Here is a 15,908-nt window from a genome sequence, read left to right as displayed (position 1 = left end):
CTTCCTGAGAAGCCCTTTTTTTGATTCCCTCAAGGCAGGCGTGGCTTGACCTTGCTGGCGGCCAGCTTGGCATTCACGCGGGCCTGCTCCACATCGCTGGCGCGCGCCAGGGCCACGCCCATGCGACGCTTGACAAAACTCTCGGGCTTGCCGAAGAGGCGCAGATCGGTGCCGGGCACTGCCAGGGCTTGCTCCACACCATCAAACACCAGGCCTTCGGCATCCTGACCACCGTAAATCACGGCACTGGCACCGGGATTGCGCAGGCTGGCATCCACAGGCAGACCCAGAATCGCGCGGGCATGCAACTCGAACTCGCTTTGCCATTGCGTGCACAGCGTCACCAGACCCGTGTCATGAGGACGCGGCGAGACTTCGCTGAACCAGACCTGCTCACCCTTGACAAACAGTTCCACGCCAAACAGGCCCAGGCCGCCCAAGTCGTCGGTGACGGCCTTGGCAATCTGGCGCGATTTCTCCAGCGCGGCAGGGTGCATGGGGTGAGGCTGCCAGCTTTCCACATAGTCGCCGGCCTGCTGGATATGACCCACGGGGTCGCAGAAATGGGTTTCGATCTGGCCATCCGCACCCTTGGCGCGCACGGTGAGCTGGGTGATTTCGTAGTCGAAATCGATAAAGCCTTCGACAATCACTCGGCCCTTGGCGACCCGGCCACCGGCCATGGCGTAATCCCAGGCCTTGGCCACATCGGCAGGGCCGTCGATCTTGCTCTGGCCCTTGCCAGAGCTGCTCATCACGGGCTTGACCACGCAGGGATAGCCGATGGCGGGCTGGCCGTCGCTGCCGTCGATCGCGGCTTGCAGCTCGACCAAGGAGTCGCAGAAACGATAGGGGCTGGTGGGCAGACCCAGGGTTTCAGCAGCCAGACGGCGAATACCTTCACGGTCCATGGTCAGACGCGCGGCGCGGGCCGTGGGAATGCAGGTGATGACGCCTGCGGCCTCCAGCTCTTCCAGCATGGGTGTGGCAATGGCTTCAATCTCGGGTACGACCAGATCGGGCTTGACCTCTTCGATCAGCGCCTTGAGCTGGGCCGGATCGCTCATGGTGATGGTGCGCGCATGGTGGGCCACCTGCTGGCCAGGCGCGTTTTCATAGCGGTCCACGGCAATGGTTTCCACACCCAGGCGCTGCAGCGCAATCAGCACTTCCTTGCCCAGCTCGCCGCTGCCCAGCAGCATGACTTTGGTGGCATTGGGAGAGAGAGGGGTTCCTAGGGTGGTCATGGTTGCATCCTGCATATAAGGGGCCGAGCCCCGATCATAGGCGAGCAGGCAAGCCTCTCATGACTGCAGCCTGGCAATTCGGCCGCTTTCAGCGCCGACCGGTGAAGCGCATGGCGCGGCCGATGGAAGATTCAGTGCGGCATCGGCGAGTAATGCTCGATGCGGCAGGCGCCGCGATTCTTGCATTGCCCGTCCAGATAGCGAAAGCGTACCGTCACGGCAGCACCGGGGCTGGGCCACTGCCTGCGCGGCAGCTCGCTTTGATAGTCCGCCGTTTCGGGCCTGAAGCTCAACGCCGTGCCCGGTTGCGGACATTCGGCTTCGCCGCTGGCCTTGGCTTCGAGCACGCGGGTCTGCAGCGCACGGCCACCGCTTTGCTTTTCTCGCACCTGCACCTTGAGATCGCAGATCTGCCAGTCTGCAGCCTGGGCGGCAGCGGCGCAGGCTGTCAAAGCCGTCACGATCAGAATTCGGAAAAGAGTCATCTGCCTACCTGCAAGTGAGTGGTGTCCATGGCCCGCATCTCTATCAAATCGATAGCTTCTATCGCTTTAAGGTAAAAGGATTAAGGCCAATTTCATGGAAATTCCCGGTGAGCATCAATGCGTCAGGCCGACAGCCTTGCCGCCACGCTGCGGAATGCTTCCTGCATCGAACCGCATCTCCGCCGTCCAGACCGCATCGTCCCAGACCCAGGGGCTGCTGGCCTGCTCCAGGCCCAGCACATGCACACCGCTCAAGTCCTTGACGCGTTCCTTGAGCCAGTCGATCTGATCGCTGCGCACAAACACCAGGCAGGCAATCTCCCAGTCGGGCTGCGTGATGCCCAGGCCGTGCAGCTGCGACAGCAGCGGGGCATACCATTTCTCGACCCGCTCGTTGAGACGGTTGACCAGCGCCAGCGGATAGCCGGAAGCCGATACCTCGACCACATAGACCTGGCGACGAGCCGGGCGCAATGCCACGAAAGCCGGGCATTGCCAGCCATCGGCCACCTCGTACTTGGGGGCCACAAAAGTCTCACCGTTGGCCGTGAGCAGCTGCATCACGGCTTCTTCATGTCGGTCCATGCTGAATTTCTCCGGCGCGCCGAAAGTGCGCGCAGGCTCACACCTTAGCGCAGCTCAGGCCTCGCCAAAGCAAATTCCGATATCGCGCGCCATGGTCAGCAGCGGACTGTCCAGCGGCACAGTGCGCTGGGTATTGGCCACATCGGCAATCGCCACACTGCCGATGCGGCCGTTCTGCAGCGTGACCATATGGCCCAGCTGGCCGCCCAGCACCAGTTGCGCCGCATGGTGGCCGAACTGCGTGGCCAGCACCCGGTCAAACGGCGTCGGATCGCCGCCGCGCTGCACATGCCCCAGCACCGTGGTGCGCACCTCGCTCTGGAGATGGGGTTGCAGGCGCTCGCGCAGCACATGGCCTACGCCGCCCAGACGCACGGGGTCGGGGCTGTGCGCAATCCGCTCGCGCACCGTCAGGCTCTGGCCGCTTTCCTTGGCACCCTCGCCAATGCAGATGATGGTGTAGCGCTGACGCCGCTCGCGCTCCTGGCAAACCTTGATGATGGACTGCAGGTCGTAATCGATCTCGGGCAGCAGAATGATGTCGGCAGCACCGGCGATGCCGGACTCCAGCGCCAGCCAGCCCGCGTGGCGACCCATGGTCTCCACGATCATCACCCGGTGGTGGCTCATGGCCGTGCTCTCGATGCGGCGCAGGCTTTCGGTCACCGTGGCCACGGCCGTGTCGAAGCCGAAGCTGCGCTCGCAGTTGGCAATGTCGTTATCGATGGTCTTGGGCACGCCTACGCATTGCAGGCCGACCTGCGCCAGGCCATGGGCCAGGCTCATGGTGCCGTCACCGCCGATGGCGACCACCACATCCAGTGCCAGCGCCTTGACGTTGCGCCCCACCTGGGCCAGCGTGGCCGCATCGCGCAATGGATTGGCGCTGTTGCTGGTGCCCAGGATGGTGCCGCCGATATGCAGAATGCCGCTGACTTCGTCCCAGCTCAGTGCTCTGACGCGCGGGCTCGCATCCATCAGCCCTTCAAAGCCGTCGGCAATGCCCAGCACCTCGCACTGGCCATGGTTGATCAGGGACTTGGTGACCGCACGGATCACCGCATTGAGGCCGGGGCAATCGCCGCCACCGGTCAGCACACCAACGCGCATGGGCTCGCTCTCCAAAGATTCTCGAATGCACATCATCCCACGAGAAAGACGCCGCCAAAGCCTCCCGGACCTGCACCGCGGTTGAGACTGCCTGTCCTCAAACCCGCCTGCTTCAGCGGCTCCCGGGCAGGTCGGCCTCCCGGATCCCTTGCTGCGGCTGCAGCAGCCAGCGGGCCGTGTGGAACTCCGTCACGCTGTCGCGGTGCGCCACCGAGACCAGCGCCCCGTCTTTGCTCTGCACCAGTTGCACCAGCCGACTGTAGATCTGCGCTTCGGCGGCATTGTCCAGCGCACTCGTGGCCTCGTCCGCAAACACCCAGGCCGGACCCTTGAGCAGGACCCGCGCCACGGACAGCCGCTGCTGCTCGCCTCCCGACAGGCTGCTGTTCCAGGCCGCCTGGCTGTCCAGCCGCTCCTGCAGCTGCGGCAGCTGCGCTTCGCGCAAGACCTGTTTGAGCTCGGCATCGCTGTAGCGTGCCGCCGGCTCCGGATAGGCCAGGGCGTCGCGCAGGCTGCCGTCGGGAAAATAGGGACGCTGAGGAATGAACATTGCATCCAGAGGCCGCTCCACCTGGCCTCGCGCATAAGGCCAGATGCCCGCAAATGCCCGCAACAAGGTGGACTTGCCGCTGCCCGAAGGCCCGCTGATCAGAAGCCTCTGACCCGGGCGTATCCGAAGGCTGGCATCCGTCACGATGCGACCGCCTGCGGGCAGGAAAACATCAAGCGCCCGGGTCTGCAACTGGGCCGACGGCACGAGCTGTACACCGGCCTGACTGTCCTCCTGCTCACGCAGGCTCTCGTCAAATCCCGCCAGACGCGCAGTCGTGGCCCGCCAGGCCGCGATATCGGAGTAGTTGTTGACGATCCAGCTCAGCGAGTCCTGCACCTGATTGAAGGCCGAGCCTATCTGCATCAGCTGACCCAGCTGGATGGCGCCACTGAAAAAACGCGGTGCGGCAATGATGAAGGGAAAGACCACGGCCGCCTGGCCGAAGAAATTGGTAAACCAGCTCAGGCTCTTCTGCTTCTTGATCAGGTCCAGGTAGTTGCCCAGAGCATCGCGAAAACGCAAACCGATCTGGATACCCTCCACGCGCTCGCCACCGTCTAGAGCGATCGCCTCGGCATGCTCACGCACACGGATCATGTGATGGCGGAAGTTGGCCTCCAGCTGCTGCTGGCGGTTGTTGAGTCGGACCTGGGGCTTGCCGATCCAGAAGGTGATCGCGCTGCCGACCAGACAATACAGCACGGCCATCCAGACCATGAAGCCGGAGACCTGCAGCTGCCCGCCGCCGAACAGGGCCGGCAGACCGATATCGACGACGGAACTCAGGCTCCACAGAATGCCGACGAAGCTCACAAAGGTGACGGCCGCATTCAGCAGCCCCATGGAAAGCGACACGGTATAGATGGTGAAGAGATTCAGGTCCTCCTGAATCCGCTGGTCGGGGTTGTCGGGAGCCTTGGCATTGCCGTCCACGCCATAGCGCCCCAGCTCCAGCCGATAGAACGCCTTGGCCGACAGCCAGCGCTGCAATATGTGCTCGGTCAGCCAGCGCCGCCAGTTGAGCTGCAGCAACTGCGTCAGATAGAACTTGTAGACCGCGATGACGATATATACCAGGGCCAGCCAGAGAAAGCGCCAGAGCTGATGCCAGAACACATCGGCCTGCTTGTTCTGCAATGCGTCATAGAACACCCGGTTCCATTCATTGATCTGCACCAGCATGAACACCGCGGCGAGATTGAGGCCCACGATGGCGGCCAGCAGCCCCCAGGCCCGCCATTTCTCTTCGGACTGGAAATAGGGCCGGGTCAGGGAAAAGGCCTGGCGCAGCACGCCTGGCAGGTGTTGACGGGACTCGAGTCCCAGGCTTTTGGAATTCATGCAGGCTTTCGGTGATTCATGAACAGCTGGCGCCGCGGCGATGCCGCTGCCAGGCTCCTGAGCTCACCCTAAGCCGGCTAGCTGAGGCCAGACTTAAATGCCTGCAGCCGCCCTGCCCAGCCTTCGAAAGACATAAAAAAATCCGCTGCCCTTGCGTCAAAGGCAGCGGATGGCGGGGCGGGGCCGGGCAAGTCCTGGTCTAGGGCAGCAGATCAAGCGCCTGCAGATAGGCAGGCTGGCGCATCAGGTCGTCCCAGGCCTGGGGTTCGGTGTCGGGCAGCAGCGAGACACGGCGCGATTCGGAGTCGATATCGGGCACCCAGCGGCCATCGCGCAGCGCGGCATCCATGCCGTCCAGCAGCTCGTCCACATGCTCGCCCAGACCCAGGCTCTGGTTGCACAGCAGCACCATGTCGCAGCCCGCATTCAGGGCCGTCAACGCGGCATCGGTGTAGCTGATGAGTGCGCCATCGATGCGGCGCGCGCCCTCCATGCTGAGGTCGTCGCTGAAAATGGCTCCGTCATAGCGCAAGCGGGCGCGCAGGATGTCCTTGAGCCATTTTTCGCTGAAGCCTGCCGGGCGCTTGTCCACCTTGGGATAGATCACATGGGCGGGCATGACAGCGGTGAGCACGCTGGAGAGCCAGGGATAGGGAGCGGCGTCTTCGTCGAGAATGGCCGTCAGGCTGCGCTTGTCGACGGGAATGTCCACGTGCGAGTCGGCCTTCACAAAGCCATGGCCGGGGAAATGCTTGCCGCAATTGCCCATGCCGGCCTGCAGCAGACCCTGCATCAGGCTCCTGGCCAGAGTGGCCACCACGCGCGGGTCGCGGTGAAAGCTGCGGTCGCCGATGACCGAGGATTCGCCGTAGTCCAGATCCAGCACAGGCGTGAAGCTGAAGTCCACACCGCAGGCACGCAGCTCCGTACCCAGCACATAACCGGCGGCCGTGGCGGCGTTCATGGCGCGCATGGCGCCGCTGCCTTCGCGGTGCTTTTTGCCCTTACCGTCATCCATCCACATCTCGCCAAAGGCACGCATCGGCGGGATATGCGTGAAGCCATCGGTGCGAAAGCGCTGCACGCGGCCGCCCTCGTGGTCCACGCTGATCAGCAGGTCGGGCTTGACGGCCTTGATATCGGCACACAACTGGACCAGCGCGCTGCGGTCCTGCCAGTTACGCTTGAAGAGAATGATGCCGCCCACCAGAGGATGGGAAAGGCGCGCGCGGTCCACATCGGTCAGCGATGTACCTGCAATATCAATGATGAGAGGGGCGTGCATGCTCATGAAGTACTTTGTTTTTGATAGCTGCTAGCGCTTATCCATTAAGCGCCAGTACCATATTTCATTCTTTTCTTTCGACGACACAAAAGCTGGCTGCGTAGTCGGACTCATCGGTGACGGACAGGTGCGCCGTCAGATTGTTCTTCTCAAACCACTCCTTGAGTTCGCCATGCAGACGAATCGCAGGCTGGCCGCTGGGCAGCTTGATGACTTCGCAATGGCGCCAGGTCATGGGCATGACCATGCCCATTCCCACGGCCTTGCTGAATGCCTCCTTGGCCGAGAAGCGCGTGGCCATATAGCGGATGCCGCGTTCGGGCCAGCGCTCGCTGCGCGCCTTCCAGGTCGCCAGCTCGCCATCGGCCAGAATCTTGCGGGCAAAGCGCTCGCCATGCTTTTCCAGGCTGGCGCGTATGCGGCGCACATCGCAGATATCGGTGCCAATGCCGTAAATCATCCATGGCTCCTTATAGAGAAAAAGACCTCAAACGCTTTACCATCAAGCGTTGGCAGCTACCTTTTCAGGAATTCTTCTGCGCCATGCCAGCATCGATGCAGGCCTGATAGGCCTTGACGGTCTCGGCATAGCCCAGCTCCAGCGCATCGGCGATCAGCGCATGGCCTATGGAGACTTCGGCCAGGCCGGGCACCCGGGCCACAAAGGCGGCCAGATTGTCGCGATTCAGGTCATGGCCGGCATTGATGCCCAGGCCGGCGTCCAGCGCGGCCTGCGCGGCCCTGGCATAGGTTTGCAGCTGCTGCTCCTGCTCGGCCTGGCCCCAGTTGGCAGCAAAAGGCTCGGTGTAGAGCTCCACGCGGTCGGCGCCGACGGCCTTGGCAGCCGCCATCTGCTCGGGAATGGGGTCCATAAACAGGCTCACGCGCACGCCCAGCGCCTTGCATTCGGCAATCAGCGGCTTGAGGCGCTCGGCATCCTGGGGAAAGCTCCAGCCATGGTCGCTGGTGAACTGGTCTTCGCTGTCGGGCACGAAAGTGGCCTGATGCGGACGCGTCTGACGGATGAAATCCATCAGATTCTGCGTGGGATTGCCTTCGATATTGAACTCGGCGTCAGGCCAGTTCTTGAGCAGCTCATGCAGCTCGAACACATCCTGCGCCCGGATATGACGCTCATCCGGGCGTGGGTGAATGGTGATGCCCTGCGCCCCCGCTTCAAGGCAGATCTGCGCCGCTCGCGTCACCGATGGAATGCCCAGATGGCGGGTGTTGCGCAACAGCGCCACCTTGTTGACATTGACCGAAAGCGCGGTGCGAGGGGAGGCGGAGGTATTCATAGCGATTGCAGATCCATCATCAGCTGGCGGGTGCGCAGCATGGTTGAGCCGCAATGGTATTGCAGAAGATGACGCAATTGCGGCTTCAGGGCCTGGGCCACTTCGGGCTCGGCCAGCGCATTCAGGGTTCGCGGAAATGGCTGCTCGGCCTGCAGCGCCAGCTCTATGGCCTGCCACTGCTGGCCGCTCAGCGCCGCGCGCTCGTAGCCGGCGGCCTGGCGCAGGCCGCCGTCGGCCACCAGGGTGTAACGCAAAACACTATTGAGCTGGCTGAGCGTTGCGCTTTCCTGCCTCAGATCGGGCAGATGGCCGAGTTCACGCAACAGCACCAGCTCGAAGGCCCGCAGCACGGGTTCGATGGCCTCGGTGGTGCCGCCATGCTGGCCAGCCAGCACACGCACCACGCCGGCATAGATATCGAACAGCGCCGTATAAGGGTCATCGCGCGCCAGCAGGCGCAGCAGCAGCTCGTTCAGGTACATGCCCGACCACAGCGCATCGCCCTGGGGCATGACATGGCCGCCCACCCATTCCGCCCCCTTCAGGCTATGAATCTCGGCATTGCCCTCTGCTCCCAGCGTGTAACTGAGCTTGAGCGGCTGCAGCGGCAGCAGCACAGGGCGAAAGTTGGAGGTATGGCGCTTGACGCCCTTGGCCGCAAGCGCCACGCGCCCGCGGTGGCGCGTGAACACCTCCAGGATCAGGCTGGATTCGCTCCAGTCGTACTGGTGCAGGATGTATGCGGGTTCGTCGCCGACGCGTTTGGCGCTAGCCATGACTTGCTCCGTACCACAACAAAAATGTGAAGGGGGCGGTTGTGCCGCCGGGTCGCCCCAAGGCAAAACCCGGCCTAAGCCGGGTCAGGACCCCCTCGGGGGGCAGCGAGCACACGCAGTGAGCGAGCGTGGGGGTCAAAAAGTTTTACTCGTAGCCGAAGGATTTGACCCGGGCCTCATCGTCGGCCCAGCCGGACTTGACCTTGACCCAGACTTCCAGGAACACCTTGGCGTTGAGCAGCTTTTCCAGCTCCTGACGGGTTTCGGTGGAGATGCGCTTGAGGCGCTCGCCGCCCTGGCCGATCACCATGGCCTTGTGGCCATCGCGCTCGACCACGATGGTGGCGGCAACGCGCATGAAGCGGCCGAACTTGGGGCTGGGCTCTTCCTCGAACTTGTCGATGACCACGGTGGAGGTATAGGGCAGCTCGTCGCCCGTGAAGCGGAACAGCTTCTCGCGCAGGGTCTCGGAAGCCAGGAACTTCTCGCTGCGGTCGGTCAGTTCGTCCTCACCGTAGAACCAGGGCTGCTGCGGCAGGTATTTGGCGCAGATGCCATACATGCGCTCGATATCCTTTTTGTTCTTGGCCGACATGGGCACGAACTCGGCAAAAGGATGGCGCTCCTGCATATCGCGCAGCCAGGGCGCGATCTCGGCGCGGCGACCCACGGTGTCAAGCTTGTTGGCGATCAAGAGCGTGGGAATGCCGGGCTTGAACAGGCTCAGCACCTTGGCATCGGCCAGCGTGAAGCTGCCCGCCTCCACCACGAACAGGATCAGGTCCACATCGCCGATCGCGCCCATCACGGTCTTGTTGAGCGACTTGTTCAGGGCGGTGGAATGCTTGGTCTGGAAACCGGGGGTATCCACAAAGACGAACTGGGTCTCGTCCTTGGTACGGATGCCGGTGATGCGGTGGCGCGTGGTCTGGGCCTTGCGCGAAGTGATGGAGATCTTCTGGCCCACCAGCGCGTTCATCAGCGTGGACTTGCCCACATTGGGCTTGCCGACGATGGCGATCAGGCCGCAGCGCTGCTCTTCGGGCGCGTAGACGCGCGCCGGAGCTTCTTCCTCCTGGTCGCGGATCGCGGTCGGCGTGCTACCGGGCTTGGCAGCGGCCAGCATGGCGCTGATGTAGTCCAGGCTGGGGTCGCTGATATCGGTAGTCACAGACTTGGGGCCCTTTGGGCCCTTGGCTTTTTCTGCACCTGCGGTGCCCGCTATCTTTTTCTTAGCAGCATCGGTCATGGATTTTTGGCTTTCACTTTTTCCAGCAAGGCAGCGGCGGCTGCCTGCTCGCCCATGCGGCGGGATGCTCCCGAGCCCTGGGCGCTGATATTCCATTCGGCAATCGTGCACTCGACCTTGAAGGTCTGCTTGTGCGCCGCGCCACTGATTTCCACCACATGGTATTGCGGCAGCTTCATGCGCTTGCCCTGTAGCAATTCCTGCAGTGCGGTCTTGGGGTCTTTGTCGGCCGCACGCATATGGGGGTTGATGTCCACGCCCTCAAAGAGGTGGTGGACGACTTTCTCGCCTGCGGCAAAGCCGGCATCGAGGTAGACGGCACCGATCAGCGCCTCCACGGCATCGGCCAGGATGGACGGGCGCTGCTTGCCGCCGGACTTGGCTTCGCCTTCACCCAGGCGCAGCAGATCGGGCAGCTGCAGCTTCAGCGCAATCTTGTGCAGCGTGCCTTCCTTGACGAGATTGGCCCGAACGCGCGAGAGATCGCCTTCGGGCATGGAGGCCAGCTTGGCATAAAGCAAGCTGGAGATGGCCAGACTCAGCACCGAGTCGCCCAGAAACTCCAGTCGCTCGTTGTTGTCGGCCGAAAAGCTGCGGTGCGTGATGGCACGCTGCAGCAGCGCCGGATTGGCAAATTGATGTTGCAGCCTTTGCTGCAGAGCGACTAGAGCAGGTTCCACCTGAAAGGTCTATTTCTTGAAACGGTAAACAAGGTAGGCAGAGCCTGCCAGATGAATCTCACGGGAATACTCGAAGCCCACGACGATCTTGTCGTTGACCTTGGTCACGTTCAGATCGTTGCCGGAGACGGACTTGAAATCATCAATGGAGGCCGAACGATCGAAGCTGGCCTTGACTTCGGCAACGGTACTGCCTTCAGCGGCGGCCTTGTTGGCCGCCTTGGTGATGGCCTGGTACTCCAGGAAGACGGGCACCGATTGTGCGCCAATTGCGGCAACTGCCACGATGATGGCCACGAGAAACACCAGACCGATGAAGGACAGACCACGCTGCCTGGAGCGCAATGCCAGATTTTTCATGCTTTTCCCCTCTCAAGCCGGGCATGTTTCTGCCCGTGTATCCCAGAAAATGACGAAACGATTGCTGGTGCTCAGTGGAAACGGCCGATACGGCTCAGGTCACCAAAGTTCATCCAGACAAAAAAGGCCTTGCCCACGATGTTCTGGTCGGGCACAAAACCCCAGTAGCGCGAGTCCAGCGAGTTGTCGCGGTTGTCGCCCATCATGAAGTAATGGCCCTCGGGCACCTTGCAGGTCACGCCCTCAACGCTGTAGCGGCAGTTTTCCTTGAAGTCGAAATTGCTCGCTCCCTGGATGAAGGCCGGCACATCGCTGTTGACGATGGCGCGGTGCGGCTGCTCGCCCAGCGTTTCCTCGAACTGCTTGAAGTAACGCATCACGTCACGGTCCAGAAAGTCCGGCAGCTCGCGGGTGGGCAGCTCCTTGCCGTTGATGCTCAGGCGCTTGTTGAGATAGGCCACCTCATCGCCGGGCACGCCCACCACACGCTTGATGTAGTCCAGCGTGGGCTGGGGCGGGTAGCGGAACACCATCACATCGCCGCGCTGGGGCTTGTTGCCTTCGGTGATCTTCTTGTTGATCACGGGCAGGCGGATGCCGTAGGTGAACTTGTTGACCAGGATCAGGTCGCCCACCATCAGCGTCGGAATCATGGAGCCCGAGGGAATCTTGAACGGCTCGAACAGAAAGGAGCGCAGCACGAAGACGATGGCGATCACCGGGAACAGACCGGCGGTCCAATCCAGCCACCAGGGTTGCATGAGGATGCGACCTTTGGCGTCTTCGGAGACTTCGATGTCGGTCTTGGCAATGCCCATGCGGTCCAGCTCGGCGCGGCGCTCGACTGCGGCCTGCTCCAGCGCAGCCGCAGCCGCGCGGCGTCGAGGCCAGAAGTAAAAGCGCTCGGCCAGCCAGTACACCCCGGTCACCATGGTTGCCAGAAACAGCAGCAGTGCGAAGTTGCCTTCGATGGAGCCGGTGTACCAGGCCGCGATATAGCCTACAAAGGCCGCCAGGATGGCGGCCGTGATCCACTGCATGACTTGCATCAATCCTCCACTTGCAGAATGGCCAGGAAGGCTTCCTGTGGCACTTCCACCGAACCGATCTGCTTCATACGCTTCTTGCCGGCCTTCTGCTTTTCGAGCAGCTTGCGCTTGCGCGTGATGTCGCCGCCGTAGCACTTGGCCAGCACGTTCTTGCGCATGGCCTTGACGGTCTCGCGCGCAATGATGTTGGCGCCGATGGCGGCCTGAATGGCCACGTCGAACATCTGGCGGCTGATGATCTCGCGCATCTTGGCCACCACGGCACGGCCGCGATACACGGACTGCGAACGGTGCACGATGATGGACAGGGCGTCGACCTTCTCGCCGTTGAGCAAGATATCGACCTTCACCACGTCGGAGGCGCGATATTCCTTGAACTCATAGTCCATGGAGGCGTAGCCGCGCGAGACGCTCTTGAGCTTGTCGAAGAAGTCCAGCACGATTTCGCCCAGCGGCATCTCGTAGGTCAGCATGACCTGACGGCCGTGGTATTGCATATTCATCTGCACGCCACGCTTCTGGTTGGCCAGCGTCATCACCGGACCCACATAGTCTTGCGGCATATAGAGATGCACGGTCACGATGGGCTCGCGGATTTCCTGGATGCGGCCGATATCGGGCATCTTGGAGGGGTTCTCCACGTCGATCAGCTCGCCGTCGCCCTTGATCACCTGGTAGACCACGCTGGGTGCCGTGGTGATCAGATCCTGGTCGAACTCACGCTCCAGTCGCTCCTGCACGATTTCCATGTGCAACAGGCCCAGGAAGCCGCAGCGGAAGCCAAAGCCCAGAGCCTGCGAGACTTCGGGCTCGAACTGCAGCGCCGCATCGTTGAGCTGCAGCTTTTCCAGCGCATCACGCAACTGGTCGTATTCAGAGGCTTCGGTGGGGTACAGGCCCGCGAAAACCTGGGGCTTGACTTCCTTGAAGCCCGGCAGAGGCTTGTCGGCAGGACCCAGGTTGTTGGGCAGCTTTTTTTCCAGCGTGATGGTGTCGCCGACCTTGGCTGCCTTCAGCTCCTTGATGCCGGCAATGATGTAACCCACCTCGCCGGCCCTGAGCATGTCGCGTGGCTGGTTGGCCGGGGTGAACACGCCGATGTTATTGGCTTCGTAGGCAGCTCCGCTGGCCATCATCTTGAAGCGCTCATTCTTCTTGAGCTCACCATCGACCACGCGCACCAGCATCACGACGCCCACATAGGGGTCGAACCAGCTGTCCACGATCATGGCACGCAGAGGGCCATCGGGATTGCCCTTGGGAGCCGGCACCTTGGCCACGATAGCTTCCAGGATCTCGTCGATGCCCATGCCGGTCTTGGCCGAGCAGGGAATGGCATCGCTGGCATCGATACCGATCACGTCCTCGATCTCGGCCTTGGCGTTCTCGGGATCGGCCTGGGGCAGGTCCATCTTGTTGAGGACGGCGAATACCTCCACGCCCAGATCAAGCGCGGTGTAGCAGTTGGCCACGGTCTGGGCTTCCACGCCCTGGGAGGCATCGACCACCAGCAGACCGCCTTCGCAGGCCGACAGCGAGCGCGAGACTTCGTAGGAGAAGTCCACGTGACCGGGGGTGTCGATCAGGTTCAGGTTGTAGACCTGGCCGTCCTTGGCCTTGTATTGCAGGGCCGCGGTCTGGGCCTTGATGGTGATGCCGCGCTCTTTCTCGATGTCCATCGAGTCCAGCACCTGGGCTTCCATATCGCGGTCGGCAAGGCCTCCGCAGCGCTGGATCAGGCGGTCCGCCAGAGTGGACTTGCCATGGTCAATGTGCGCAATGATGGAGAAATTACGGATGTGATTCATCAACGAGAAAGACAGCTTTGGAATTGAAAAAAGTGGCTTGCAGCAGCAAGAAAAAAGGGCGCGTCCCTCAAGCGGCGCGCCCTTAACCAACAATCTCTGGCAACTGCGATAGTTGGGACTTTATTGTAGGCAAAACTGGCCGCAAGCCAAGACCCAGCAAGGCTTGACAAGTTTCGGTTTGTGATCTTCGAATTCATTTATCAACAGATTATCCACAAACCAGAAAACACCGTTTAGCCATCAGCAGCCGGAGATTGCAAAGGCTTTTGCACCGCTTGAAAACCGCCTGTCAGCGTGATTTTTTGCGTCCAACCACCATGCATTTGCGTGGGATTCTACCCAATGGCATAGGGGCACTGACAGCCTGAGGGCTTGTTGTCATTTCAGATCACGAAATGGCAACAAGCCCATGCAGGCTTTTCACCACAGTTATTTGGCAGGGCGAATCAGCACATACTGCGCCCAGTCACCACGGCGCACCAGTACATTGACGGGCTTGGACTTGTCGGCCTTGGCCCATGCGGCCTCGAAGCTCTTAAGATCGGAGACTTCCACATTCGCCAATTGCAGAATCACGTCGCCTTCACGCAGGCCGGCACGGGCCGCAGCATCCACCGCAGCCGACACGCGCACGCCGCCCTTGATGGCCAGCTCCTTCTTCTGCGCAGCCGTCAGCTCGCTCAGCGTCAGGCCCAGAGCCTTGTTCTCCAGCGTGCCGGCGGGAGAAGTCTTGCCTGTCCCACCGCTGCCGGCCTTGGCCTTGGCCTTGGCAGATTCGTCGGAAGGCACTTCGGCAATCACCATGCTCAGCTCCTTGAGCTTGCCGCGGCGCAGCACGGTGATGGTGCTCTTGGTGCCGGGCTTGGTATTGCCCACGAGACGCGGCAGATCGGAGACCTTCTCGATGGCCTTGCCATCGAACTTGGTGATAACGTCGCCCGGCTCCACACCGGCCTTGGCCGCAGGAGAGTCCGGCTCGACAGCCGACACCAGTGCGCCCTCGGGCTTGCCAAGGCCGATGGACTCGGCCACATCCTTGGTCACGGGGCCGATCTGCACGCCGATACGGCCGCGCGTGACCTTGCCGGTGGCACGCAACTGATCGCTGACACGGATCGCTTCATCCACGGGAATTGCAAAGCTGATGCCCATGAAGCCGCCCGAGCGCGAGTAGATCTGGCTGTTGATCCCCACCACCTCGCCACGCATATTGATCAGCGGGCCACCCGAGTTGCCGGGGTTGATGGCCACATCGGTCTGGATGAAGGGCAGATAGTCGCCGGTATCGCGCTGCTTGGCCGAGACAATGCCGGCCGTCACCGAGTTTTCGAGTCCGAAGGGCGAGCCAATCGCCATGACCCACTCGCCCACGCGCAGCTTGCTCACATCGCCTATCTTGACTGCGGGAAGGCCTTTGGCATCGATCTTGACCACGGCCACATCGGTGCGCTTGTCCGCACCGACTATTTTTGCCTTGAACTCGCGTTTGTCGGTCAGCGTGACGATGACCTCGTCGGCGCCATCGACCACATGGGCATTGGTCATCACATAGCCATCGGCGGTGAGGACGAAGCCCGAACCCACGCCACGCGGCTGCTCTTCCTCGGACTGACCGCCCTTGGGCGTGCGCTGACGCGGCACATTGGGCACGGGCAGGCCGAAGCGGCGGAAGAACTCCAGCATGTCTTCATCCATGCCCAGAGCTTCGGCGCTGTTGTTGGAGACCTTCTCCAGCGTACGGATGTTGACCACCGAAGGGCCGACCTGATCGACCAGATCCGTGAAGTCCGGCAGGCCGCGCGCCGTTGCTGCACTTTGGGCATGAGCGGCGGTGACCGGCAGCATGGCTCCTGCGGCCAGGGCCGCGACCGCCATGGCGCTGGCCAGGGCTGTAGCCGAAACACGGGACTTGAGCGTCATCCGGGCGGGTGTGCGCATCGTTTCTATTCCTTGTTCGAATCGTCTGACACAAGCGGTCGTGAAATCAGACGCATGGGAGAGGCGGGAGGGAGCATCGAGCGTTCATTCTGGCAAAAGCCGGCATCGGCCGAAAGTGCCCTGCCCCATTGAGTTGACCGCAGA

15 protein-coding genes are annotated in these 15,908 nt (G+C 62.0%); all 15 read right to left on the bottom strand.

Annotation, left to right across the window (positions count from 1 at the left end; translation table 11 throughout):
• Window positions 1–29: 29 nt before the first annotated feature.
• Window positions 30–1,247 (bottom strand): formate-dependent phosphoribosylglycinamide formyltransferase, encoded by a 1,218-nt coding sequence (gene purT, locus CTR2_RS05180; RefSeq protein ID WP_087085235.1) that lies wholly within the window; start codon window positions 1,245–1,247, stop codon window positions 30–32.
• Between the two features lie 131 nt (window positions 1,248–1,378).
• Complete coding sequence (locus CTR2_RS05175) at window positions 1,379–1,732, bottom strand: hypothetical protein (protein ID WP_087084817.1); 354 nt, start codon at window positions 1,730–1,732, stop codon at window positions 1,379–1,381.
• Between the two features lie 114 nt (window positions 1,733–1,846).
• Window positions 1,847–2,317: a hypothetical protein gene (locus tag CTR2_RS05170; protein ID WP_087084818.1), complete on the bottom strand. Its 471-nt coding sequence runs from the start codon at window positions 2,315–2,317 to the stop codon at window positions 1,847–1,849.
• A gap of 54 nt (window positions 2,318–2,371) precedes the next feature.
• Window positions 2,372–3,427, bottom strand: a complete 1,056-nt coding sequence (locus CTR2_RS05165; RefSeq protein WP_003057959.1) for a 6-phosphofructokinase — start codon at window positions 3,425–3,427, stop codon at window positions 2,372–2,374.
• A gap of 112 nt (window positions 3,428–3,539) precedes the next feature.
• Window positions 3,540–5,321, bottom strand: a complete 1,782-nt coding sequence (locus CTR2_RS05160; RefSeq protein WP_087084819.1) for an ABC transporter ATP-binding protein/permease — start codon at window positions 5,319–5,321, stop codon at window positions 3,540–3,542.
• A 199-nt stretch (window positions 5,322–5,520) separates the two neighbouring features.
• The gene (gene nagZ, locus CTR2_RS05155) at window positions 5,521–6,612 is read right to left on the bottom strand and encodes a beta-N-acetylhexosaminidase (RefSeq protein ID WP_087084820.1); all 1,092 of its coding nucleotides are present in this window, start codon (window positions 6,610–6,612) and stop codon (window positions 5,521–5,523) included.
• 58 nt (window positions 6,613–6,670) lie between these two features.
• Window positions 6,671–7,066: a holo-ACP synthase gene (acpS, locus tag CTR2_RS05150; protein WP_034378694.1), complete on the bottom strand. Its 396-nt coding sequence runs from the start codon at window positions 7,064–7,066 to the stop codon at window positions 6,671–6,673.
• Window positions 7,067–7,130: 64 nt separating this feature from the next.
• Window positions 7,131–7,904 (bottom strand): pyridoxine 5'-phosphate synthase, encoded by a 774-nt coding sequence (locus CTR2_RS05145; RefSeq protein WP_087084821.1) that lies wholly within the window; start codon window positions 7,902–7,904, stop codon window positions 7,131–7,133.
• The gene (gene recO, locus CTR2_RS05140) at window positions 7,901–8,680 is read right to left on the bottom strand and encodes a DNA repair protein RecO (protein ID WP_003064206.1); all 780 of its coding nucleotides are present in this window, start codon (window positions 8,678–8,680) and stop codon (window positions 7,901–7,903) included. Before recO ends, CTR2_RS05145 begins: the two co-directional genes overlap by 4 nt.
• Window positions 8,681–8,825: 145 nt before the next feature.
• Window positions 8,826–9,929, bottom strand: a complete 1,104-nt coding sequence (gene era, locus CTR2_RS05135) for a GTPase Era (protein ID WP_087084822.1) — start codon at window positions 9,927–9,929, stop codon at window positions 8,826–8,828.
• Window positions 9,926–10,609 (bottom strand): ribonuclease III, encoded by a 684-nt coding sequence (gene rnc, locus CTR2_RS05130; RefSeq protein WP_003057967.1) that lies wholly within the window; start codon window positions 10,607–10,609, stop codon window positions 9,926–9,928. The genes era and rnc overlap by 4 nt, the downstream gene beginning before the upstream one ends.
• A gap of 9 nt (window positions 10,610–10,618) precedes the next feature.
• Window positions 10,619–10,969 (bottom strand): DUF4845 domain-containing protein, encoded by a 351-nt coding sequence (locus CTR2_RS05125; protein WP_087084823.1) that lies wholly within the window; start codon window positions 10,967–10,969, stop codon window positions 10,619–10,621.
• Between the two features lie 71 nt (window positions 10,970–11,040).
• Window positions 11,041–12,018: a signal peptidase I gene (gene lepB, locus CTR2_RS05120; protein WP_087084824.1), complete on the bottom strand. Its 978-nt coding sequence runs from the start codon at window positions 12,016–12,018 to the stop codon at window positions 11,041–11,043.
• The gene (lepA, locus tag CTR2_RS05115; RefSeq protein ID WP_087084825.1) at window positions 12,018–13,826 is read right to left on the bottom strand and encodes a translation elongation factor 4; all 1,809 of its coding nucleotides are present in this window, start codon (window positions 13,824–13,826) and stop codon (window positions 12,018–12,020) included. Before lepA ends, lepB begins: the two co-directional genes overlap by 1 nt.
• Before the next feature lie 429 nt (window positions 13,827–14,255).
• Window positions 14,256–15,764, bottom strand: coding sequence for a DegQ family serine endoprotease (locus tag CTR2_RS05110; protein ID WP_087084826.1), 1,509 nt, complete (start codon window positions 15,762–15,764; stop codon window positions 14,256–14,258).
• Window positions 15,765–15,908 lie beyond the last annotated feature (144 nt).

The sequence above is a fragment of the Comamonas thiooxydans genome (genome assembly GCF_002157685.2).
Classification (GTDB): Bacteria; Pseudomonadota; Gammaproteobacteria; order Burkholderiales; family Burkholderiaceae_C; genus Comamonas; species Comamonas testosteroni_H.
The sequence above is the reverse complement of the archived record's forward strand: the minus strand, read 5'-3'. Positions and strand labels throughout refer to the sequence as shown.

Bases quoted from the DNA above. Each gene is read 5' to 3' on its own strand.
- purT (WP_087085235.1), bottom strand. From the start codon at position 1,247: ATGACCACCCTAGGAACCCCTCTCTCTCCCAATGCCACCAAAGTCATG.
- CTR2_RS05175 (WP_087084817.1), bottom strand. From the start codon at position 1,732: ATGACTCTTTTCCGAATTCTGATCGTGACGGCTTTGACAGCCTGCGCC.
- CTR2_RS05170 (WP_087084818.1), bottom strand. From the start codon at position 2,317: ATGGACCGACATGAAGAAGCCGTGATGCAGCTGCTCACGGCCAACGGT.
- CTR2_RS05165 (WP_003057959.1), bottom strand. From the start codon at position 3,427: ATGCGCGTTGGTGTGCTGACCGGTGGCGGCGATTGCCCCGGCCTCAAT.
- CTR2_RS05160 (WP_087084819.1), bottom strand. From the start codon at position 5,321: ATGAATTCCAAAAGCCTGGGACTCGAGTCCCGTCAACACCTGCCAGGC.
- nagZ (WP_087084820.1), bottom strand. From the start codon at position 6,612: ATGAGCATGCACGCCCCTCTCATCATTGATATTGCAGGTACATCGCTG.
- acpS (WP_034378694.1), bottom strand. From the start codon at position 7,066: ATGATTTACGGCATTGGCACCGATATCTGCGATGTGCGCCGCATACGC.
- CTR2_RS05145 (WP_087084821.1), bottom strand. From the start codon at position 7,904: ATGAATACCTCCGCCTCCCCTCGCACCGCGCTTTCGGTCAATGTCAAC.
- recO (WP_003064206.1), bottom strand. From the start codon at position 8,680: ATGGCTAGCGCCAAACGCGTCGGCGACGAACCCGCATACATCCTGCAC.
- era (WP_087084822.1), bottom strand. From the start codon at position 9,929: ATGACCGATGCTGCTAAGAAAAAGATAGCGGGCACCGCAGGTGCAGAA.
- CTR2_RS05125 (WP_087084823.1), bottom strand. From the start codon at position 10,969: ATGAAAAATCTGGCATTGCGCTCCAGGCAGCGTGGTCTGTCCTTCATC.
- lepB (WP_087084824.1), bottom strand. From the start codon at position 12,018: ATGCAAGTCATGCAGTGGATCACGGCCGCCATCCTGGCGGCCTTTGTA.
- lepA (WP_087084825.1), bottom strand. From the start codon at position 13,826: ATGAATCACATCCGTAATTTCTCCATCATTGCGCACATTGACCATGGC.
- CTR2_RS05110 (WP_087084826.1), bottom strand. From the start codon at position 15,764: ATGCGCACACCCGCCCGGATGACGCTCAAGTCCCGTGTTTCGGCTACA.